General features: G+C 70.8%; 22 protein-coding genes. 15 read left to right on the forward strand and 7 right to left on the reverse strand.

From position 1 onward, the window contains the following. Positions 1-23 precede the first annotated feature (23 nt). Complete coding sequence (locus tag ACWC24_RS27170) at positions 24-1,022, forward strand: TAXI family TRAP transporter solute-binding subunit (RefSeq protein WP_450665500.1); 999 nt, start codon at positions 24-26, stop codon at positions 1,020-1,022. Here the strand turns inward: ACWC24_RS27170 and ACWC24_RS27175 are convergent. Continuing rightward, positions 1,012-2,418: an ATP-binding protein gene (locus ACWC24_RS27175; RefSeq protein WP_450665501.1), complete on the reverse strand. Its 1,407-nt coding sequence runs from the start codon at positions 2,416-2,418 to the stop codon at positions 1,012-1,014. The two genes, ACWC24_RS27170 and ACWC24_RS27175, sit on opposite strands and share 11 nt — an antisense overlap. A gap of 10 nt (positions 2,419-2,428) precedes the next feature. After that, positions 2,429-3,115, reverse strand: coding sequence for a response regulator transcription factor (locus tag ACWC24_RS27180; RefSeq protein ID WP_450665502.1), 687 nt, complete (start codon positions 3,113-3,115; stop codon positions 2,429-2,431). A gap of 295 nt (positions 3,116-3,410) precedes the next feature. Between ACWC24_RS27180 and ACWC24_RS27185 the strand changes: the two genes are divergently transcribed. The 12 genes from ACWC24_RS27185 (at position 3,411) to ACWC24_RS27240 (ending at position 13,944) form a co-directional block, all read left to right on the forward strand. Beyond that, positions 3,411-4,187 carry an amino acid ABC transporter ATP-binding protein gene (locus ACWC24_RS27185; protein WP_450665503.1) on the forward strand — a complete coding sequence of 259 codons (777 nt, stop codon included), beginning with the start codon at positions 3,411-3,413 and terminating at the stop codon, positions 4,185-4,187. 88 nt (positions 4,188-4,275) lie between these two features. After that, positions 4,276-5,118: a glutamate ABC transporter substrate-binding protein gene (locus ACWC24_RS27190; protein ID WP_450665504.1), complete on the forward strand. Its 843-nt coding sequence runs from the start codon at positions 4,276-4,278 to the stop codon at positions 5,116-5,118. A gap of 121 nt (positions 5,119-5,239) precedes the next feature. Next, positions 5,240-5,908, forward strand: a complete 669-nt coding sequence (locus ACWC24_RS27195; RefSeq protein ID WP_351603772.1) for an amino acid ABC transporter permease — start codon at positions 5,240-5,242, stop codon at positions 5,906-5,908. Next, a complete protein-coding gene (locus ACWC24_RS27200; protein WP_450665505.1) occupies positions 5,905-6,813 on the forward strand; it encodes an amino acid ABC transporter permease in 909 nt (302 codons plus the stop codon). Before ACWC24_RS27195 ends, ACWC24_RS27200 begins: the two co-directional genes overlap by 4 nt. A gap of 232 nt (positions 6,814-7,045) precedes the next feature. Next, positions 7,046-8,647: an FAD-dependent monooxygenase gene (locus ACWC24_RS27205; RefSeq protein ID WP_450665506.1), complete on the forward strand. Its 1,602-nt coding sequence runs from the start codon at positions 7,046-7,048 to the stop codon at positions 8,645-8,647. Positions 8,648-8,777: 130 nt separating this feature from the next. Next, on the forward strand, positions 8,778-8,849 hold the full coding sequence (locus ACWC24_RS27210; RefSeq protein ID WP_324617296.1) for a putative leader peptide: 72 nt from the start codon (positions 8,778-8,780) through the stop codon (positions 8,847-8,849). A gap of 79 nt (positions 8,850-8,928) precedes the next feature. Further along, positions 8,929-9,480: a cysteine dioxygenase gene (locus ACWC24_RS27215; RefSeq protein WP_450665507.1), complete on the forward strand. Its 552-nt coding sequence runs from the start codon at positions 8,929-8,931 to the stop codon at positions 9,478-9,480. Then, positions 9,471-9,902, forward strand: coding sequence for a rhodanese-like domain-containing protein (locus ACWC24_RS27220; RefSeq protein ID WP_450665535.1), 432 nt, complete (start codon positions 9,471-9,473; stop codon positions 9,900-9,902). Before ACWC24_RS27215 ends, ACWC24_RS27220 begins: the two co-directional genes overlap by 10 nt. 307 nt (positions 9,903-10,209) lie before the next feature. Then, entirely contained in the window at positions 10,210-10,803 is a 594-nt protein-coding gene (locus ACWC24_RS27225) for a hypothetical protein (protein WP_450665508.1), read from the forward strand. Beyond that, complete coding sequence (locus tag ACWC24_RS27230) at positions 10,800-11,465, forward strand: vitamin K epoxide reductase family protein (RefSeq protein ID WP_450665509.1); 666 nt, start codon at positions 10,800-10,802, stop codon at positions 11,463-11,465. Before ACWC24_RS27225 ends, ACWC24_RS27230 begins: the two co-directional genes overlap by 4 nt. Before the next feature lie 382 nt (positions 11,466-11,847). Then, positions 11,848-13,491, forward strand: a complete 1,644-nt coding sequence (gene ctaD, locus ACWC24_RS27235; RefSeq protein WP_450665510.1) for an aa3-type cytochrome oxidase subunit I — start codon at positions 11,848-11,850, stop codon at positions 13,489-13,491. A 3-nt stretch (positions 13,492-13,494) separates the two neighbouring features. Further along, entirely contained in the window at positions 13,495-13,944 is a 450-nt protein-coding gene (locus ACWC24_RS27240) for a hypothetical protein (protein ID WP_450665511.1), read from the forward strand. 151 nt (positions 13,945-14,095) lie between these two features. Here the strand turns inward: ACWC24_RS27240 and ACWC24_RS27245 are convergent, their stop codons facing one another. The 3 genes from ACWC24_RS27245 to recA form a co-directional block, all read right to left on the reverse strand. Then, the gene (locus tag ACWC24_RS27245; protein ID WP_450665512.1) at positions 14,096-15,067 is read right to left on the reverse strand and encodes a sugar ABC transporter substrate-binding protein; all 972 of its coding nucleotides are present in this window, start codon (positions 15,065-15,067) and stop codon (positions 14,096-14,098) included. A 242-nt stretch (positions 15,068-15,309) separates the two neighbouring features. Beyond that, positions 15,310-16,068, reverse strand: coding sequence for a recombination regulator RecX (gene recX / locus ACWC24_RS27250; RefSeq protein WP_450665513.1), 759 nt, complete (start codon positions 16,066-16,068; stop codon positions 15,310-15,312). 3 nt (positions 16,069-16,071) lie between these two features. After that, complete coding sequence (gene recA, locus ACWC24_RS27255) at positions 16,072-17,205, reverse strand: recombinase RecA (protein ID WP_450665514.1); 1,134 nt, start codon at positions 17,203-17,205, stop codon at positions 16,072-16,074. A gap of 488 nt (positions 17,206-17,693) precedes the next feature. Here recA and ACWC24_RS27260 point away from each other — a divergent pair, with 488 nt between their 5' ends. Beyond that, positions 17,694-18,452, forward strand: a complete 759-nt coding sequence (locus ACWC24_RS27260) for a hypothetical protein (protein WP_450665536.1) — start codon at positions 17,694-17,696, stop codon at positions 18,450-18,452. A 27-nt stretch (positions 18,453-18,479) separates the two neighbouring features. On the opposite strand, the gene ACWC24_RS27265 is transcribed toward ACWC24_RS27260, so the two are convergent. Further along, positions 18,480-19,787 carry an AI-2E family transporter gene (locus ACWC24_RS27265; protein ID WP_450665515.1) on the reverse strand — a complete coding sequence of 436 codons (1,308 nt, stop codon included), beginning with the start codon at positions 19,785-19,787 and terminating at the stop codon, positions 18,480-18,482. A gap of 60 nt (positions 19,788-19,847) precedes the next feature. Further along, a complete protein-coding gene (locus ACWC24_RS27270; RefSeq protein ID WP_152893815.1) occupies positions 19,848-20,039 on the reverse strand; it encodes a DUF3046 domain-containing protein in 192 nt (63 codons plus the stop codon). 81 nt (positions 20,040-20,120) lie between these two features. Between ACWC24_RS27270 and ACWC24_RS27275 the strand changes: the two genes are divergently transcribed. After that, positions 20,121-21,065 (forward strand): hypothetical protein, encoded by a 945-nt coding sequence (locus tag ACWC24_RS27275; protein ID WP_450665516.1) that lies wholly within the window; start codon positions 20,121-20,123, stop codon positions 21,063-21,065.

Raw genomic sequence — 21,065 nt, forward strand, 5'->3', positions numbered from 1 at the left:
CCCGTGCTGGCAGGATCGCGCCCATGTCCAAGGTGATCCCCCGTATCGGCAGGCGCCGGGCCCTCCAGGGCGCGGCCGCCGGTTTCGTGGCCCTCGGGCTGCTGCTGTGGTGGCTGGTGCCGCTCGGCGAGGAGCCGCCGGGCGGGACGATCACGTTCAGCACCGGGACCCGGAGCGGTGTCTACCAGGAGTACGGCCGGCTGCTGCGCAGCGAGCTGGACCGGGACATGCCCGACCTGACGGTGAAGCTGCGGACCAGCGAGGGTTCGCAGGAGAACGTCGCGCGCGTGGCCTCCGGACAGGCCGACTTCACCATCGCCGCGGCGGACGCGGTGGAGACGTACGAGGCGAACGGCGGCAAGGGGGCAGCCGGGCTGCGCGGGGTCGCCCGCCTCTACGACGACTACGTCCAGCTCGTCGTCCCGCGCGACTCGGACATCCACTCCGTGGCGGACCTGAGAGGCAGGCGCGTGGCCATCGGCCCGCCCGAGTCCGGGGTGCGGCTCATCGCCGACCGGGTGCTCCGGGCGGCCGGCATCGACGCGCGCAAGGACATCACCCCCGAGCCCGACGGCATCGGCACCGCGCCCGACCGGCTGAGGTCCGGCGGGATCGACGCGTTCTTCTGGTCCGGCGGCCTGCCGACGGACGGCGTGCGCACGCTCGCCGAGGGCTTCTCCCTCCGGTTCGTGCCCATACAGCCCGAGCTCGTGACGAAGCTGCACGGGGAGGGCGACGTCACCCGGTACTACCGCGCCACCAACATGCCGGAGTCGGCCTACCCGACCGTGCAGAACGGCGCGGTCGTGCCGACGATGGCGGTGTCCAACCTGCTGATCACCCGGGCGGACGTGGATCCCCGGCTCACCGAGTGGGTGACCCGGACCGTGATCAAGAGCCGGGACGGCATCGGCGCGCACGTCCACTCGGCCCAGCTGGTCGACCTGCGCACGGCGATCTACACCGATCCGCTCCAGCTCCACGAGGGCGCCCGGCGCTACTACCGGTCGGTCAAGCCGTAGGTTCCGACCGCGGCAGCGTCACCGTCACCCGCAGTCCGCTCGGCTCGTGGTGGCCGTAGGAGATCGTGCCGCCGCCGGCCGCCAGCAGGACCCGGGAGATCGACAGGCCGAGGCCGGAGCCCTTGACGTTCTGGTGCCGGCCGCTGCGCCAGAAGCGGTCGCCGACCCGGCCGAGCTCCTCCTCGGTGAGTCCGGGGCCGTTGTCGGTGACGACGACGGTCGAGGTGTCGCCGTGGGAGGCGACGCTCACCTCGACGGTCTCGTCCCCGGGCGTGAACTTCACCGCGTTGTCGATGACCGCGTCCAGCGCGCTGGACAGCGTGACCGGGTCGGTCCAGGCGGTGACGGGCGGGCAGTCGCCCACCAGGCGTACCCCCTTGGCGTCGGCGGTCGGCGACCAGGCCGCGACCCGCTCGGCGGTCAGCGCGCCGATGTCGGTGAGCGTGAGGTCCGCGTCGGCGTGCTCGGCGAGCGCCAGGTCGAGCAGGTCGTCGAGGACCTGCGCCAGGCGCTTGCCCTCGGTCCGCACGGAGGCGATCTCCTCGTTGCCCTCGGGCAGTTCGAGGGCGAGCAGTTCGATGCGCAGCAGCAGGGCCGCGAGCGGGTTGCGCAACTGGTGCGAGGCGTCGGCGACGAACGCGCGCTGCTGCTCCAGCACGTCCTCGACGTTGTCCGCCATCTCGTTGAACGAGCGGGCCAGCCTTCTGAGTTCCGGGGGTCCGCCGCCCACCGCGACCCGGGACTTCAGGCGTCCGGTGGCGATGTCGTGGGTGGTGGCGTCCAGGACCCGTACCGGTCTGAGGACCCAGCCGGTCAGCCGCAGCGCGGCGCCGACGGCGAGCAGCATCGCGGCGATCTCGCCCGCGCCGACGATCAGCCAGCCGTGCAGGATCCGGGCCCGCATCGCCCCGGTGGGCGAGTCGGTGACCACCACCGCGACGACGTCGCCGTCCCGGATGACCGGCGACGCGACGACGAGATGGCGTCGCTGCCAGGGCCACACCTGCTCGGGGTCGTGGCTGCGGCGGCTGAGCAGCGCTTCGCCGAAGGCCTCCCGCACCTCGCCCGCCTGGGGGAGGAACCAGTCGGCGGGGGCCTGGGCCATGGGGGTGTCGGTGCGGTAGAACACCCCGGCACGAATGCCGTAGACCTTGTAGTAGCTGGCGAGTTCGGTGTTGAGCGTCTCCTTGCGCTCGTCCCGCGCCTTGGTACGGGAACCGCCGGGCACCTCGGTGACGAACTGGGCGAGGGCCGCGAAGCGCGCCGTGTCGTCGATGCGGTCGACGACGACCTTCTGCTGCTGGGCGGCTGCCACGCTGACGGCGAGCGGGATTCCGAGGGCGAGCAGCACGGCCGCCATCAGGACGATGAGCAGCGGCAGCAGACGGGTGCGCAAGCCGTCCCCGCTAGGCGTCCGGGGCGACGAGCCGGTAGCCCACGCCGCGTACCGTCTCGATCAGGGCGGGCAGGCGCAGTTTGGCGCGCAGGGACGCCACATGCACCTCCAGGGTGCGGCCGGTGCCCTCCCAACTGGTGCGCCAGACCTCGCTGATGATCTGCTCGCGGCGGAAGACGACGCCGGGACGCTGGGCGAGCAGCGCGAGCAGGTCGAACTCCTTGCGGGTCAGCGCGACGACCGAGCCGCCCACGCTGACCTGGCGGGTGGGCAGTTCGATGAGCACGGACCCCAGACGCAGCGCGCTGTCGGTGCCGCCGGCGGCGTCCTCGGGCACGGCGCGCCGGCTGACGGCGTGGATACGGGCGAGCAGCTCACCGGTGTCGTACGGCTTGACCACGTAGTCGTCGGCACCGAGGTTGAGGCCGTGGATGCGCGAGCGCACGTCGGCGCGGGCGGTCACCATGATCACCGGTGTGGCGGTGCGCTTGCGGATCTTGCCGCACACCTCGTAGCCGTCCTGGTCGGGCAGGCCCAGGTCCAGCAGGACCACCCCGAAGCCGGAGCCCTCGGGGACGAGCGCCTGAAGGGCCTCCTCCCCGCTGCGGGCGTGCGTGACCTCGAAACCGTGCCGCGCCAGGACCGCGGACAGCGCGGCGGCGACATGGTTGTCGTCCTCGACGAGGAGCAGTCTCACCCCCGCCCCCTCCGGTTCATCGGTCGTACGACGTCGCTACGAAGTCGTTGGATACAACGCGTGCACGCGCGCGTGCACGATGGCAGTCACGCTGATGGACGACGACGACGTCAAGGGGGTTCCGGCCTCGGGCACGTTCCGTTACGCGGCCGATACGCACCCCGGGCGCAACTGCTACGACACGTGTCCGATTGCTATCGGATCGTGATGCTCAGATTCCCCTCAGATGTAATGACGCTGGTCGTACCGCATCACTACTGTCCTGCGAAACCGAGGAGGACGGAGCCTTGAAGCGATGACCGAAGTATCGGTGGCCGAGGAGAACACGGCCGCGACCGACGAACTGGTCGTCCTGAAGAGCGTCAACAAGCATTTCGGCGCGTTGCACGTGCTCCAGGACATCGATCTGACGATCGCCCGCGGCGAGGTGGTCGTGGTCATCGGGCCCTCGGGGTCCGGCAAGTCCACCCTGTGCCGCACCATCAACCGTCTGGAGACCGTCGATTCGGGCACGATCACGATCGACGGCAGGCCGCTGCCCCAGGAGGGCCGGGAGCTGGCCCGGCTGCGTGCCGACGTCGGGATGGTCTTCCAGTCCTTCAATCTCTTCGCGCACAAGACCGTGCTCGAGAACGTGACGCTGGCCCAGATCAAGGTCCGCAGGGCGAACAAGCAGCAGGCCCAGGAGAAGGCGCGGGCGCTGCTGGACCGGGTCGGTGTGGGCGCGCAGGCGGACAAGTACCCCGCGCAGCTCTCCGGCGGGCAGCAGCAGCGCGTCGCCATCGCGCGGGCGCTGGCGATGGACCCGAAGGTCATGCTCTTCGACGAGCCGACGTCGGCTCTCGACCCAGAGATGATCAACGAGGTGCTGGAGGTCATGCAGCAGCTCGCCCGGGACGGCATGACCATGATCGTCGTCACCCACGAGATGGGCTTCGCCCGCTCGGCCGCGGACCGCGTGGTCTTCATGGCGGACGGCCGCATCGTCGAACAGGCCGTGCCCGAGCAGTTCTTCAGCAACCCGCGCAGCGACCGCGCCAAGGACTTCCTGTCGAAGATCCTGCACCACTGACCGCGCCCGGCACGCCCGTCGTGCCCCGACGATCCGCGTCACCCGCACCCGACGGCCCGCTTTCCCTCACCACCGAAGGATGTTCACCATGAAGCTCCGCAAGGTCACCGCCGCCTCGGCCGTCGTACTCGCCCTCGCGCTGAGCGCCACCGCCTGTGGTGGCGACAAGAAGGACGACGGCGGCAGCTCCGGCTCCGGCGGCGGCAAGATCAAGATCGGCATCAAGTTCGACCAGCCCGGCCTGGGCCTGCAGAAGCCCGACGGCACGTACGCCGGCTTCGACGTCGACGTGGCGACCTATGTGGCCAAGGAGCTCGGCTACGCGCCCGACAAGATCGAGTGGGTCCAGACCAAGAGCGCCGACCGGGAGAACGCGCTCGCCCGCGGCGACGTGAAGTTCATCGCGGCCACCTACTCCATCAACGACGAGCGCAAGCAGAAGGTCGACTTCGCCGGCCCGTATCTGCTGGCGCACCAGGATCTGCTGATCAAGAGCGACTCGACCATTTCCAAGGGCACGGACCTCAACGGCAAGAAGCTTTGTTCCGTGACCGGTTCGACCTCGGCGCAGAACGTGCAGAAGACGATCGCTCCGGACGCGCAGCTCAAGGAGGTGAGCTCCTACTCGGAGTGCATCGCCGCCCTCCAGAGCGGTGCCGTGGACGCCGTGACCACCGACGACTCGATCCTCGCGGGCTTCGCCGCTCAGGACAAGTACAAGGGCCAGTTCAAGCTCGCCGGCCTGAAGCTGAGCAACGAGAACTACGGCATCGGCGTCAAGAAGGGCGACACCGAGACCGTCAACAAGATCAACGACGCCCTGAAGAAGATGGTCAGCGACGGCTCCTGGCAGAAGGCGGTCGACGCGAACTTCGGCCCGGCGAACTACAAGAGCGAGCCCGCCCCGACGATCGGCAACATCGTCAAGTGACGCGAGGCTCCGGCCGAGCAACGCAGGGTTCCCAGGACGCGCCGCCACCCGCCACCTGACAGGCGGGTGGCGGCGCGCCACACCCTCCACGTACGCCACACACCCGGAAGCGCGGGAGATCGTGTTCGACTTTCTTGAAGGTTACGACGTCCTCGGGGCGTTCTGGACGACGGTGCAACTCACCGCCCTGTCCGCCGTCGGCTCCCTGGTCTGGGGCACCCTGCTGGCGGGGATGCGGGTCAGCCCGGTCCCGCTGATGCGCGGTTTCGGCACCGCCTACGTGAACATCGTGCGGAACATCCCCCTGACGGTCATCATCGTCTTCTCCTCGCTGGGCCTGGCCGACATCTTCGGCGTCACCATGGGTGCGTCCGACGACTTCAAGCTCCAGGGCTTCCGGCTGGCGGTGCTCAGCCTCTCCGCCTACACGGCGGCCTTCGTCTGCGAGGCGATCCGGTCCGGCATCAACACCGTGCCCGTGGGGCAGGCGGAGGCGGCCCGCGCGATCGGGCTGAGCTTCAGCCAGTCGCTGCGGCTGATCGTGCTGCCGCAGGCCTTCCGGGCGGTGATCGCGCCCCTGGCGAACGTGCTGATCGCCCTGACCAAGAACACCACCGTGGCGGCCGCGATCGGCGTGGCCGAGGCCGCCACCCTGATGAAGACGATGATCGAGAACGAGGCGCAGACACTCGCCATCGGCGCGCTCTTCGCCCTCGGCTTCGTGGTGCTGACCCTGCCCACCGGCCTCCTCCTCGGCTGGGTCGGCAAGCGAATGGCGGTGAAGCGATGAGTTCGGTCCTCTACGACGCCCCCGGCCCGCGGGCCAGACAGCGCAATATCGCCCTGTCGATCGTCTTCTTCCTGCTGCTCGCCCTGCTGCTGTGGTGGGCGTGGGGGAAGATGGACGACAAGAACCAGCTCGAATGGGCCCTGTGGGAGCCCTTCGTCACCGCCCAGGCCTGGAACACCTACCTGCTGCCGGGGCTCGGCAACACGCTGAAGGCCGCCGCGCTCTCCATGGTCATCGCGCTTCCGCTGGGCGCGGTCTTCGGCATAGCCCGGATGTCCGACCATCGCTGGATCCGCGTCCCGGCCGGTGTGGTGGTCGAGTTCTTCCGGGCGGTACCGGTACTGCTGCTGATGCTGTTCGCGATGGAGTTCTACGTCCGTTCCACGAACGTCTCCAGCGACGACCGGCCTTTCTACGCCGTCGTCACCGGTCTGGTGCTCTACAACGCCTCGGTCCTCGCCGAGGTCGTCCGGGCCGGCATCCTCTCCCTGCCCAAGGGACAGACGGAGGCCGCGTACGCGGTCGGCCTGCGCAAGGGCCAGACGATGACCAGCATCCTGCTGCCGCAGGCCGTCACGGTGATGCTGCCGGCCATCGTCAGCCAGCTCGTCGTGATCGTGAAGGACACCGCGCTGGGCGGTGTGATGCTCACCTTCCCCGAGCTGATGAGCTCGCGCAGCACCCTGGCGGCCAACTACGCCAACGTCGTCCCCAGCTTCATCGTGGTGGGGATCATCTTCGTCGTGCTGAACTTCGCCCTCACCTCCTTCGCCGCCTGGCTGGAGCGCCGGCTGCGCGGCAGCAAGCGGGGCACCGGCAAGGTGCTCGGCGCCGAGGATGTCGAGGAGCTCAACGCCGCGGAGGTCGGGGGCTCCTTCGGCGCCGGCGCGGGCGGCAGCATCTGACACTCGCTCAAGTGGCCGATGCGGCCCGGGAGCAGTGGCGTGACCAGTGCGGTCACCCGACAGGAGCCGTCGGGTGACCGATACGGAGGCCGTGGCGTGATCGCCACGGCCTCCGTCACTTGACGCAAGCAGCGGCAATAGGTTGCATACGTTCTGTGATCGTGCACCCTGCCCCGACCTCCTGCTCACCAACGTCCGTGAGGACATCACCGCGGGCGGGAGGCGCCGCGCCGTGGACCCGGTGATCATCGTCGGCGCGGGGCCCGTGGGGCTCACGCTCGCCCTGGCGCTGGCCCGTCAGGAAGTGCCCTCGGTCGTCCTGGACGAGGGGCCGGGCAAGGACGAGCCCCGCCTCGCGCGCACTGTCGTACTGCGCGCGGACACCGCCGCGCTCGTGGAACGGCTGACCGGGGTGCCGCTCGCCGAGGCGGGCGTGCGCTGGGCCGGATGGCGGTCGTTGCGGCGCAAGCAGGTGATGCGCGAGATCACCTTCGACGACGCCGAACCCGGGCCGTTGCACCTCGCCCAGCACGTGCTGACCGGCGCCCTGCGCACGGCCCTCGCCGGCGAGCGGCTCGTCAAGGTCGCCGTGAACAGCCGTCTGGACGCCGTCGAGCAGGAGACCTCCGGCGTCACCGCCCGCGCCCGGGGCGACAAGGGCACCTGGTGGCGCGGCAGTTACCTGGTGGGCTGCGACGGTCCGCGCTCGACGGTGCGCAAGCTTCAGGACATCCGCTTCCCGGGCCGCACCGCGGTGGAACGACACGCCGTGGCCGCGCTGCGCACGGAACTTCCCTGGACCGACGAAGCGTTGATCCACCGGATGCCGCCGTGGCGGACGTCCGGCCCCTGGGCCGGAGAGGTCACCGGACGCCCGCTGCCGGACGGCGCCTGGCGGCTGGACTGGCTGCTGCCGCCCGGCAAGGACCTGGTCACCCCCGAACTCCTGGTGACCCGGGTCCGGGAGACCCTGGCCGGCTGGACGGACGGCTCCACACCGCCGTACGAACTGCTGGACACCGGCGTCCACACGGTCCACCACCGGCTGGCCCGCCGCTGGCGCGTGGGACGGGTCTTCCTCGCCGGGGACGCCGCCCACCTGCTCGGCGCGCTCGGCACCCAGGGGCTGGACGAAGGACTCAGGGACGCCGACAACCTCGCCTGGAAGCTGGCGCTCGCCTGGCACCACGGCCCGCACGAGACGCTGCTCGACAGCTACCAGACGGAGCGGCGCGCCGTCGTCGCCGCCCGGCTGCGCGCCGCGGACCAGGTACTGCCGCTGCTGCGCGGCGGCGGCGGGCTCCGTTCCTTCGTCCCCGGCTCGGCCCGGGGTCACGAGGCGCTGCTCACCGACGGCCACCTGGGCCGCGGCCCACTGGGGGAACCCGGTGGGTACGCCGGCTCGCCGCTCGCACCGCCGCTCCTGGATGGGGAGGTCCCCGTGGACACCCCGCCGGGCGCCCAGGTCGCGGACGTACGGGTGACGGCGGAGAACGGCTCCTTCGTACCGCTGCGGGAGCGGTTGGGCCGGGGGGCGCTGCTCGTCGTCCTGATCGCACCGGGCACGGGTGTCTGGGAGCGCAAGCACTGGGTGACGGCCGGGATCATGCCCCGGCTCGCCGCCGCGGTGACCGCGCTGCCGCACCCGGCGGAGCTGCTGGTCGCCGAGAGCTACCCGGGGGCGGCCGCCCACACCGTGCTCCTCGTCCGCCCCGACGGCCATCTCGTCACCGCCCTGAGCGGCGTGCGCCCCGCCGACCTGTACGCGGCCGCCGAGGCGACGCTCGGTGGCCCGGCCCGCAGAGAGGCGACGGTCGGCTCCGCCTCGAAGTGACCGCGCGGGCGTCGGGCGCGCCCGCGCCGCACCCTCGCGCGACTCACTGTCACCCTGCGGTCCGCATAGTGACAGTGAGTTGACCGTCCAGCACCGGCATGGTCTACTCCGGATCGTGACCGACACCTGCGTGCGTCTTTGGCGGAGGGTCCATATGGACCTCGTCCGCTACGCGGGCTGCGTGTGTCGACCGTCCAGCTGAATTCGCTCCCCTCTTCACCCGCGCGCGCCGCCCTTGGCTGCCGCGCGCGCTCTCGCGAACGCTGATCAGGACGGTGCCCGTGTCTGTCACTCCCTCTGCCCCCGCTCCCGCCTCCGCCTCCGTGGCCCAACCGGCCCAGGCCCCCACGCAGGCGGACCTCCTCGACTTCGTACGGCGCACCGCCGCCGACACCGAGTTGATCGCCTCGCTCCCGCTCGACCCGCAGGGCCGCACCTGGGTGCGCCTGGACGGGCCCGGCGGCAGCGAGGCCTGGCTGATCGGCTGGCCGCCCGGCAGCGGCACCGGCTGGCACGACCACGCGGAGTCGGTCGGCGCCTTCCTCACCACGCGGGGCGAACTCAAGGAGAACTCGCTCGCCGCGCGCCTGCCCACCGACGGCTGGAAGACCCTGGAACTCTCCGACGGCGTCGACCGGCAACGCCGGCTCCCGGCGGGACGGGGCCGCTCCTTCGGCCGCCACCATGTCCACGAGGTCCTCAACGAGTCCGCCGCCGACCACGCGATCTCCGTACACGCCTACTACCCGCCGCTGCCGCAGATCCGCCGCTACAGCCGTACCGGACTGGTGCTGCGGCTGGAGCACGTCGAGCGTCCGCAGGACTGGCAGTGAGCGGCCCGGGCGAGCACCGGCCGACCGGCATCGACGAGTTGCTGGAGCGGGTGCGCGAGGGCTACGAGCGGATCGAGGCTCCGGCCGCGTACGAGGCCGCCCGGGCGGGCGAGGCACTGCTGGTGGACATCCGGTACGCGGCGCTGCGCGAACGGGACGGGCTGATCCCCGGCGCGCTCGTCATAGAACGCAACGAGCTGGAATGGCGCCTCGACCCGCAGGGCAGCCACCGCGCCCCGGAGGCCACCGGTCACGATCTGCGCATCGTCGTGATCTGCAACGAGGGTTACGCCTCCAGCCTGGCCGCCGCGTCCCTGCACCAGTTGGGCCTGCACCGGGCGACCGACCTGGTCGGCGGCTTCCAGGCGTGGCGGACGGCGGGGCTTCCGGTGACCCAGGGCCTGCGGGAATCGACGAGCTGATCGCCGGCGGCCGCCCGGAAGAAGCCCAGGGCGTTCACCGCCCCCGGCTCGTCCTCGGCTTCCCACGGCTTCGGCCGCACCACTGCCGCGCTCCCGGCCGGGCGCATCGCCGTGCCCGACAGGGCCGTTCGGCCCTTGTCGCCGGTCAGGGCCGCTGACTTCACTGATCCCGCGGTCCCGCCCGTGTCGCTCGGATCCCGTCCGTGGACCCGGTCTCGCGGTCCCGCCCATGGGCGGGGCGGGCGGGGCCGTGCGATGCGGGACGAACGGGCGAGCGAGAACCTCGCGGGGCAGAGAGGGGAGCGGGATGATGATCTCGGTGGTCGGGCACGCCGACCTGACGCCGGACACGCTGAAGCTGGTGGAGGCCGAGCTGCGGGCCCGGCTGGAGCAGCAGTTCGCACGAGCGTCCGGAGTGGTGCGCGCGGGTGCCGGTGGTGCCCTTGCGTTCGGGCGGGCGGTGCGGGCGGCGGGACACCGTCTGGTCGTGGTCACCCCCACGCAGGAAATGGGGCCCACGCCGCTGCCGGCGCAGGACCGGACGGTCACCGGCGCCCTGCTGGACCTCGCCCAGCAGGTGCGCCTGCTGGCGTACGACCCGGGCGACCGCGACGCATGCGTCGGCGCGGACGAACGGATGATCGCGGGATGCCGGCATCTGCTGGCCGTATGGGACGGTTCGCCGTCCAGCGGCCGGGACGCCACCGCGCATCTGGTGGCGTACGCCCGTGCGCACGCCGTTCCGGTCGACGTCGTATGGCCCCGGGGCGCAGCGCGCGAAGGCATGCGCATCGCGCCGGAACCGGACCGCGACGGCGGTCCGCGCGGCAGCGGCGACTCGTCGGCCACCGTGGGTCCGTGGCCCGCCCCTGAAACCAGTGAGGCGGGAACATCCCGATGACCGGCACCACCACGACCGTGCACCACCTCACCACCGGGACGGGGGGTGGCGGGCGTGACCGGAGCACCGTGTCGGCGGGCGGCACCGGAGCCTCCCGTGCCTTCGCCTGGCTGCTGATCGTCTCCGGCGCGCTCGGCATCCTCGCCTCCTTCGTGATCACCGTCGACAAGTTCCGACTGCTACAGGACCCGCACTTCTCACCCTCGTGCAACCTCAGCCCGATCCTGTCCTGCTCCGACGTGATGAAGAGCGCCCAGGCGTCCGTGTTCGGCTTTCCGAACCCGTTGCTGGGCCTCCTCACCTATCCGGTGGTCGTCGCCGTCGGGTTCGCACTGCTGGCCGGGGCCCGTTTCCGCCGGTGGTTCTGGCTGGGTCTGAACGTCGGCACGCTGTTCGGCGCGAGCTTCTGCATGTGGCTCATGACCCAGGCGCTGTACGAGATCGGCGCGTTGTGCCTGTGGTGCTGCCTGGCCTGGGCGGCCACCATCGTCATGTTCTGGTACACCACCGCGCACAACCTTCGGCACGGGATCGTCCGCGCGCCCCGGGAAGTGGTCGCGGGTGCGCTGGAGTTCCACTGGGTGGTGCCGGTCACCTGGTGTCTGGGCATCGTGATGCTGATCGCCACACGCTGGTGGGACCACTGGCAGACGCTGCTCTGAAACCCTCCGTCTGCCGGCCGGGTCTCCCCGGATGTCGAGGCGGCCCGCCAGGCCGGAGGAGCGGGAGCCGGCGCTCCATCGGGGCGAAGAGGGGCCGTTGGGCCCTACCGGCGGGACCGGACAGGGGCTGTTGGGCCCTATCCGGGCCGGGGGCCCCACAGCCGATCATGGGACGGCGGCCGGGGAGGGCCAGGTCCATTCCCGCACTTCAGGTCCTTCCCGGCACGTCGATGAGATCAACCGATCGACATCGACTGTCGACGTCTGCCGATCGATATCTACCGATCGGCATCGACTTGCCGACATCGACTGATGGGGAGGACACCGTCCGGTGGACGAGATACAACAGCCGGGGACCGCACGGCCGGGTGCCGGCGTCGCCGTGGCAGACGGTCCATCCGGACCTGTGGCAGGGCCGGCGCCCCGGCCGGCGTGGACGGACTGGCTGACGACCACCGACCACAAGAAGATCGGGACGATGTACCTGGTCACGGCGTTCGTGTTCTTCCTCGTCGGCGGCGTGCTGGCGCTGGTGATGCGCGCCGAGCTCGCCCGCCCCGGGCTGCAGATCATGTCGAACGAGCAGTTCAACCAGGCCTTCACCATGCACGGCTCGATCATGCTGCTGATGTTCGCGATGCCCCTGTTCACCGGCTTCGCCAACTGGATCATGCCGTTGCAGATCGGTGCCCCGGACGTGGCCTTCCCCCGGCTGAACATGCTGGCCTACTGGCTGTTCCTGTTCGGCTCGTCGATCGCCGCGTTCGGCTTCCTCACCCCGGGCGGCGCCGCCGACTTCGGCTGGTTCCTGTACGCGCCGCTGTCCGACGCCGTCCACTCGCCGGGCATGGGCGCCGACCTGTGGATCATGGGCGTCGCCCTGTCCGGCTTCGGGAGCATCCTCGGCGCGGTCAACTTCATCACCACGATCATCTGCATGCGCGCGCCGGGCATGACCATGTTCCGGATGCCGATCTTCACCTGGAACGTGCTGCTGACCGGTGTCCTGGTCCTGATCATCTTCCCGGTGCTGGCTGCCGCGTTGTTCGCGCTGGAGTGCGACCGCAAGTTCGGCTCCCACGTCTTCGACGCGGCCAACGGGGGTGCGCTGCTGTGGCAGCACCTGTTCTGGTTCTTCGGCCACCCGGAGGTGTACGTCCTCGCCCTGCCGTTCTTCGGCATCGTCTCCGAGGTGATCCCGGTCTTCGCCCGCAAGCCGATGTTCGGCTACATGGGCCTGATCAGCGCCACCATCGCCATCGCGGGCCTGTCCGTGACCGTGTGGGCCCATCACATGTACGTCACCGGCGGTGTGCTGCTCCCCTTCTTCTCCTTCATGACCTTCCTGATCGCGGTCCCGACCGGCGTGAAGTTCTTCAACTGGATCGGCACCATGTGGAAGGGCTCCCTGAGCTTCGAGACGCCGATGCTGTGGGCCACCGGCTTCCTGATCACCTTCGTCTTCGGCGGGCTGACCGGCGTGATCCTCGCCTCGCCGCCGATGGACTTCCACCTGTCCGACTCGTACTTCGTGGTCGCGCACTTCCACTACACGGTCTTCGGTACGGTCGTGTACGCGATGTTCGCCGGCTTCCACTTCTGGTGGCCCAAGTTCACCGGCAAGATGCTCGACGAACGCCTCGGCAAGATCACCTTCTGGACGCTGACGGCCGGTTTCCACCTGACCTTCCTGGTCCAGCACTGGCTGGGCGTCGAGGGCATGCCCCGCCGCTATGCCGACTACCTCGCCGCCGACGGCTTCACCGCCCTCAACACCCTGTCCACCATCGGCTCGTTCCTGCTGGGACTGTCGATCCTGCCGTTCCTCTACAACGTGTGGAAGACCGCGAAGTACGGCACGAAGGTCGAGACCGACGACCCCTGGGGCTACGGCCGCTCGCTGGAGTGGGCCACCTCCTGCCCACCACCGCGCCACAACTTCGTCTCCCTGCCCCGCATCCGCTCCGAATCCCCGGCCTTCGACCTGCACCACCCGGAGATCGCCGCACTCGAGGAAGTGGGCTGAGCCGTGGCAGGGGCCGTTCCGGCGTTGGGCGCCGCGCTGCTGACCGCCGCCGGCTGCGTCTGGTACGTCCCTGCCGTCGCCGACCTGCGCGCGGGCGCCGACCGGCCGGTCTCCCGCCGTACCGCGGCTGCGGCCTGTCTGACGGGCTGGACGACGCTCGCCGCCATCGCCGTACTGCTCTTCGTCGGCGCGGCGTGGCAGGTGGAGTGCGCAACGGCGACGGCGGGCGCGACCGTCACGGCCGTCCTGCGGATCCGTGCCGCCGTGCAGCACCGTCACGAGGTCCGGGAGACCGTCCGACACTGGGCGGCACTGGCCCCCGGCCTGCCCTGGCACGGCCGGGGCGACGACCGCTCCCGATACGTTTTCGCGGTTCTTCTCGCCTGCGGCCTGGTCGTCACCGTGGTCACCACGTCCGTCGCGATGGCCGTGGGCTCCGGCGGCGGGAACTGAGCGACGGCTGCCGCCACGGTCACCGGCCCGGCTCTCACCGAGCTGCGGCCGTGGCGGAGCCGGTGGCTCCGAGAGGGGACGGTTCGCGCTTGCGCCCAGGATGCCGAGCCCGTCGCTCGAACTGGTCGGCAGCAACTCGATCACCGTCTGCTCACCGGTCGTCCGACGGGCAGTAGAGCGGGGCCGTGTCCGCGTTGTCCTTGGTGACCAGGCGCAGGGGCGTCCGGGCGATCCTGTCGACCCGGTCGTCCTCACGCAGCAGGGCCACGGCGTCGGTGACGGCCAGCGCGCCGGTGTCCGCGGCCGAGTTGGCGACCGTGGCGGAGAAACGGCCGTCCTTGAGGGCGGCCAGGGCCTCGTCCGTGCCGTTGACCGTCACGATCTTGACGTCCTCGGCGCCGGCCGCGTCGAAGGCCTCGCGGACCGCGAAGGCCATCTCCTCGTTCGCGACGAAGGCGTAGTCGAGGTCCGGGTGAGCCTTGATCATGCCTTTCGCGACCTCCCGCGCCCGGCCCGGGTCGAACATGCCGGCCCCGGTCGCGACCACCTCGGCGTTGGCCGGCAAGGCACCCTTGAATCCACCCACGAGGAGGTCGGACGCCGCGCCGGGGGCGCCCGCGACGATGCCGACCCGGACGTCCTTCCCGGCCGCGTCCTCGCCGATCCAGCCGGCGTCGAGGCTGCCGACCTTCTTCAGGTCGACCACCACGGCGCCGAGCAGGTCGGACGTGTCGTCGGGGACGACCGAGGTCAGGAAGATCGGGATGCCCGAGGCCTTCGCCCTTGCGATGTCGTCCTTGAGGGCGCGGACGTCGACGGTCTGCACGATCAGCGCGTCGACCTTCTTCGCGATCATCTCCTTGATGTTGGCCAGCTCGGTGGCGGCGTCCTGGTGCGAGTCCGCCGTGTAGACCGTGGCCCGGTTGTTCTTCGCCTCCGCCTCCACGGCCGCCTGGAGGCAGGTGTGGAACTGCGTGGTGCCTCCGTTGACGAAGCCGAAGGTGAGCGGCCCGGTGACCGCGTCCGAGGCCGTCTCCTGGCCCAGGCCGCATCCGCTGAGCAGCAGGCCGGTACCGAGGGCCGAGGCGACCAGCGCTCTTCGGGGGCGAGCGGGCACGGGCATGTCTGGGCCGCCTTTCGGACGCATTCGGGGATGCAGCGGCATGCCACGACCATCGGGATGTACGGCGACGGAAGTTCGCGGAACCGCGGGACGGCAGCAGACGGTACAGCCGGGGCGAAGAAGGACACCCTCCCGGGAACGCAACGTAAAGCTGCGCGCCACGGACCCCTCACGCGACGCAGCAGCCTCTAGTGTCAAACGGCTCGGCAGGGACCTTGGGCGGTGCCCCCCCACACCACGGATCAGCCCTCGTGGTCCCCGTAGTGGTCCCCGTCGGCGAGGAACTCCGTGTCCTCGCCCTCCTCCTCCAGCGCCTGCCGGACCACCCGCAGGGCCAGGCCCTGGGAGTAGCCCTTACGGGCGAGCATGCCGGCCAGGCGGCGCAGCCGTCTGTCCCGGTCGAGTCCGCGGGTGGCACGCAGCTTGCGGGCGACGAGTTCGCGCGCGGTCGCCTCCTCCTGCTCCGAGTCGAGCCGGCCGACGGCCTCGTCGATCAGGGTGGAGTCGACGCCCTTGGTCCGCAGTTCCTGGGCGAGGGCGCGCCTGGCCAGCCCCCGGCCGTGGTGCCGGGACTCCACCCAGGCGCCCGCGAACGCGCCGTCGTCGATCAGTCCGACCTCCTCGAACCGCGACAGCACCGCGTCGGCGACATCGTCCGGGATCTCCCGCTTGCGCAGGGCGTCCGCGAGCTGCTTTCGCGTGCGCGGGGTCCCGGTGAGCAGGCGCAGACAGATCGCCCGCGCCCGCTCAGCCGGGTCTCCCGGAGACTCCCCCGCCTCGGCCCTCGACGAGGAGGAGGAGACTTCGTCCTGTGGGTCACCGAACGGCTGCGTGGCACCGCGCCGCCGACGACCGCGTCCGCCACGCCCCCCGGAACCCTCGCGCGACGCCGGCTCACCCCCGTACGCGTCGGGATCCGGCCCCCCGTGGCCGTGACCGCCGTCGTCCGGGACCCCGTACCCGTGACCGCCGTCGTCCGCCCAGTCGGTTCGTCGTGTCACGGGTCAGCTCTTGGCAGCCGCGGCCTTGGTCCTGGTGGCCTTGGCAGCGGCGGGAGCGGGCACGGTCTTCGCGGTCTCGTCCGCGGCACCGGTCGCCGAGGCCGCCGCGTCCGCGCCGGGCTGCGCGGCGGGCTCCTCCGGTCGCACGCCGACGCCGAGCTTCTCCTTGATCTTCTTCTCGATCTCGTTGGCCAGGTCGGGGTTGTCCTTCAGGAAGTTGCGCGCGTTCTCCTTGCCCTGGCCGAGCTGGTCGCCCTCGTACGTGTACCAGGCGCCGGCCTTGCGGACGAAGCCGTGCTCCACGCCCATGTCGATCAGGCCGCCCTCACGGCTGATGCCCTGGCCGTAGAGGATGTCGAACTCGGCCTGCTTGAAGGGCGGCGCGACCTTGTTCTTGACGACCTTGCAGCGGGTGCGGTTGCCGACCGCCTCGGTGCCGTCCTTCAGGGTCTCGATACGGCGGATGTCGATACGCACGGAGGCGTAGAACTTCAGCGCCCGGCCACCGGTCGTGGTCTCCGGCGAGCCGAACATCACGCCGATCTTCTCGCGGAGCTGGTTGATGAAGATCGCGGTGGTCTTCGACTGGTTGAGCGCGCTGGTGATCTTCCGCAGGGCCTGGCTCATCAGACGGGCCTGGAGACCCACGTGGCTGTCGCCCATCTCACCCTCGATCTCCGCGCGCGGGACGAGCGCGGCGACCGAGTCGATGACGATGAGGTCGAGCGCACCGGAGCGGACCAGCATGTCCACGATCTCCAGCGCCTGCTCGCCGTTGTCCGGCTGGGACAGGATCAGGTTGTCGATGTCGACGCCGAGCTTCTTCGCGTACTCGGGGTCGAGCGCGTGCTCCGCGTCGACGAAGGCGACCTGGCCGCCGGCCTTCTGCGCGTTCGCCACCGCGTGCAGGGTCAGGGTCGTCTTGCCGGAGGACTCCGGGCCGTACACCTCCACCACGCGGCCGCGCGGCAGGCCGCCGACGCCCAGGGCGACGTCGAGTGCGGTCGACCCGGTGGGGATGACCTCGATGGGCTCGTTCGGGCGCTCGCCCAGGCGCATCACCGCACCCTTGCCGAATTGCCGTTCAATCTGTGCGAGCGCGGCGTCGAGCGCCTTCTCGCGGTCGGTTCCTGCCATGGGTTCCACCCGGTTTGCTTGAGTCGATCGCTTCACGTCAAAGACGCTAACGCCTGCCACTGACAATGCGCCCCGACGCCGGTCCGGCCTGTGGATAACTCGGGTACCTACCCCACCAAACCGGGCTTAAATGCCACCCGAGGGCCATGCCGGAGCCTCCATAAGAATGGATGTTCGATTTTCGTGTCAAGCACACCACGCGCCACCTCCGAGCCTACGTTCACGCACCGGCGGCACCCCGGATCCGGCGCCGGGGCCGCCCGGCAGGACCCTGGCCGCCCTGGCCGCCCGGGCGGCCCCGCCGGCTGCTTCCCCCGGCGTACGCCGATCGCCTCCGGCCGGACGACGACGGCACGCGCCGTTCCCGCGAGGCTCATGCCATGAACAGCAGCGACGGGACCGTGCCCGGCAGCAGGCGGACCGGCCGGGGAGCCCGCTACGAGGACGGCCACGGAAACGGCGGCCGGGGCAACGCCCGGGGTCCGGTCATGGACCGCGCCCCCGACCCTCCGGGCCCCGCCGTGGACCGCCCCCATCTGGTGACCGGCCTGCTCCTGGCGCTCTCCGGCCTTCTGCATCTGCTGGTGTTCGCCGTCGACGGCGGCCCCTGGGACGGCCCCGTCTCCTGGCGCAAGCCGGTGACCTTCGGACTGTCCTTCGGCGTGACACTGATCACGGTCGCCTGGGTCACGTCGTACCTGCGCATGGGGCGCCGACTGCGCTCCGGACTGCTGACCGTCTTCGCCGCGGACTGCGTCGTGGAGGTCGGGGGGATCACCCTCCAGGCGTGGCGCCGGGTGCCCTCGCATCTGAACATGGAGACCCCCTTCGACACGGCGGTATCCATGACACTCGCGGTGGGCGGGGGTGTCCTCGTGGTGCTGCTGACCATGTTCGCGGTCCTGTCCTTCCGGGACCGGCCGACGGGCCCCGCGGGCATGTCACTGGCGGTGCGTTCCGGGTTCGCGGTCCTGCTCGTCGCGCTGGCCTCGGGCGCCGCGATGATCGCGCGCGGGGTCGTGCTCACCCGTACCGGTCATCAGGAGGCCGCCTACCACTCGACGGCTTCGCTGAAGCCGCTCCACGGGGTCAGCCTGCACGCGGTCCTGGTCCTGCCCGCGCTGGCCTGGCTGCTGTCCCGCACGTCCTGGAGCGAGCCGGTCCGGCACCGGATCGTGGCCGTGGGGGTCGGCTGCTACGCCGTCGCCGTCGCCGCCGCCGGGGTGTGGGCGGTCCTCACGTACTGACCGGCCCCCGACCGGGACCTCCGCGCGTCAGTCGGTCTCCCGGCCGGACTCCCCGTCGGACTCCCGGTCGGCCTCCTGGACGGCCTCCTGGACGGAACCTTCGCCGGACCTGGTGTCCGGGGACCGCCGCGCCAACTGCCGCGCACGCGTGAGCAGACTGGCACCCGCGCCGCGTCGTCGGTGCCCGTGCACCCGGGGATCGTCCGTGACGGCGTACCGCTTCACATAGGCTCCGAGGAACGCCTGCAACGTGGCGACCGCGGGGATGGCGATCAGCGCGCCGACCGCGCCGAGCAGGGCGGTGCCCGCCACGACCGACCCGAAGGCGAGCGCGGGATGGATGTCGACGGTCTTCTGGGTCAGCTTGGGCTGCAGCACGTAGTTCTCGAACTGCTGGTAGATCACGACGAAGACCAGCACCCACACCGCGTACCAGGGGTCGACGGTGAAGGCGATCAACATGGGCAGGGCGCCCGCGAGATACGTGCCGATGGTGGGGACGAACTGCGAGACCACACCCACCCACAGACCGAGCACGGGCGCGTACGGGATGCCCAGGGCCTCCAGCAGGATGTAGTGGGCGACGCCCGAGATCAGCGCCATCAGCCCGCGCGAGTACAGATAACCGCCGGTCTTGTCGACGGCGATCTCCCAGGCGCGCAGCACCTCGGCCTGTCGGGCGGGAGGCAGCACGGAGCAGATGGTGCGGCGCAGTCGCGGCCCGTCGGCGGCGAAGTAGAACGAGAACAGTGCGACCGTCAGCAGCCGGAAGAGGCCGCCGAGCACCTGCGTGGACACGTCCAGCACGCCCGCGGCGCTGTTCTGCGCGTACTTCCTGAGCCAGTCGGAGTGGAGCAGGCCCTCCTGGACGTCGACCCGTCTGAGGTGGGTGTGGAACGTGGTGTTGATCCAGTTGATGACCGAGTCGAGATAGTCCGGGAAGCCCTCGATCATCTTGATGATCTGCCCGGCGAGCATGGACCCGAGCAGGACGACGAAGCCAGCCGTGACGATCAACAGCCCGAAGAACACCAGGAAGGTGGCCAGCCCCCTGCGCATTCCGTGGGCGGCCATCCAGCTCACCGCGGGCTCTATGGCGAGCGCCAGGAAGAACGCGATGACTATGTTGATCAGCAGCCCGGTCAGCTGGTGGAAGGCCCAACTGCCGAGCTGGAAAACAGCGATGAGTGAGAGCGCGAGCACCATGGCTCGCGGCAGCCAGCGGGGCATGCGTGCGGCCACCCCGGCGGCCGCGTCCGCCGGCGGGGCCGGTGGCGTCGTGCCGAACGGGGTTGCGTGCGGGGCGGGCTGTCCGGTGTCGTCAGTGGGTGCCACGGACCAAGTCTCGCCCACGCCACCGACAACCGGTCACCGCGTACCGATCTGCGTGGCTGTTCAGCGCTTCTCCTGCGGTACGCCCATCACCGTGCAGACCACCCGCCACACGTCCTTGGCCGCCCAGCCGGCCGCCAGTGCCTCGTGCACCGTGCGCCCGCCGAGTTCCGACATCACATGATCGCGTGCGAACGTCTCGGCGCCCGCACCGAAGTGCTCCGCCATCCGCTGCCAGAAGACCGTCAACCGCATGACACCAGTATCCCGCCCCCTGGGGGTGGGCCATCGCGGGGACCGCTTGCCGAGACCGCTTTCCGTCCTACGGTCTGACGCATGTCCGCAACAGGAGCTTCCGCACCCCCCTCGACACCCCCGGCCCGTTCCCCGCTCTTCCGCGCCGAGCAGTTCGTCTGGCTCACCGCGCGCGTACTGGAGCAGCGCCTCTTCGCGTATCACTTCCTCAACGGCGGTGCCGATCCGGTGGAGACGGCGCTGGACGCCTACCGCAACCAGGACGGCGGGTACGGCAACGCGCTGGAACCCGATCTGCGCGGCCCGGTCAGCCAGCCGCTGCACACGGCGCGCGCTCTGAGCGTCCTGGACTCCATCGGACGCTGCGGCGGGCAGCGGGTGGAGCGCGTGTGCCGCTACCTGACCGCCGTCTCCACACCGGACGGCGCCCTGCCCGCCGTCCACCCCAGCCAGCGCGGCTACCCGGCGGCGCCCTTCGTCCCGATCGTGGACCAGCCGCCCAGCGAACTCCTGTCCACCGGACCGGTGGTGGGTGTGCTGCACCGCAACGAGGTGTGGCACGCCTGGCTGTTCCGGGCCACGGACTTCTGCTGGCAGCAGGTCGAATCCCTGGAGAAGTCCCACCCCTACGAGATCGAGGCCGCCGTGGCGTTCCTGGACTCCGCTCCCGACCGCCCGCGCGCGGAGGCGGCCGCCGACCGTCTGGGCCGCCTGGTGCGTGAGCACCGGCTGGCGGCCCTGGACCCGGACCGCCTCGACACGTACCCCGTCGCGCCGGGCTACGCCCCGGGCGAGCACCACTTCCCGCACGACTATGCCCGCACCCCGCGTTCCCTCGCGCGCGCGTGGTTCACGGACGAGGAGGTGAGCCGCTCACTGGACTTCCTCGCGAGCGAGCAGCAGGAGGACGGCGGCTGGCCGCTGCGCTGGCGGCAGTGGGCCGCGGGCCCCGCTCTGGAGGCCCGTCCGATGGTGACCGTCGAGGCGCTGCGCACGCTCAGGGCGTACGGCCGCTCGGTCGGCTGA

This window comes from Streptomyces sp. NPDC001443 (genome assembly GCF_053597355.1).

Coding starts and splice junctions, on each gene's coding strand:
- ACWC24_RS27170 (WP_450665500.1), top strand. CDS start 24: ATGTCCAAGGTGATCCCCCGTATCGGCAGGCGCCGGGCCCTCCAGGGC.
- ACWC24_RS27185 (WP_450665503.1), top strand. CDS start 3,411: ATGACCGAAGTATCGGTGGCCGAGGAGAACACGGCCGCGACCGACGAA.
- ACWC24_RS27190 (WP_450665504.1), top strand. CDS start 4,276: ATGAAGCTCCGCAAGGTCACCGCCGCCTCGGCCGTCGTACTCGCCCTC.
- ACWC24_RS27200 (WP_450665505.1), top strand. CDS start 5,905: ATGAGTTCGGTCCTCTACGACGCCCCCGGCCCGCGGGCCAGACAGCGC.
- ACWC24_RS27225 (WP_450665508.1), top strand. CDS start 10,210: ATGATGATCTCGGTGGTCGGGCACGCCGACCTGACGCCGGACACGCTG.
- ACWC24_RS27230 (WP_450665509.1), top strand. CDS start 10,800: ATGACCGGCACCACCACGACCGTGCACCACCTCACCACCGGGACGGGG.
- ACWC24_RS27245 (WP_450665512.1), bottom strand. CDS start 15,067: ATGCCCGTGCCCGCTCGCCCCCGAAGAGCGCTGGTCGCCTCGGCCCTC.
- recA (WP_450665514.1), bottom strand. CDS start 17,205: ATGGCAGGAACCGACCGCGAGAAGGCGCTCGACGCCGCGCTCGCACAG.
- ACWC24_RS27260 (WP_450665536.1), top strand. CDS start 17,694: ATGGACCGCGCCCCCGACCCTCCGGGCCCCGCCGTGGACCGCCCCCAT.
- ACWC24_RS27270 (WP_152893815.1), bottom strand. CDS start 20,039: ATGCGGTTGACGGTCTTCTGGCAGCGGATGGCGGAGCACTTCGGTGCG.
- ACWC24_RS27275 (WP_450665516.1), top strand. CDS start 20,121: ATGTCCGCAACAGGAGCTTCCGCACCCCCCTCGACACCCCCGGCCCGT.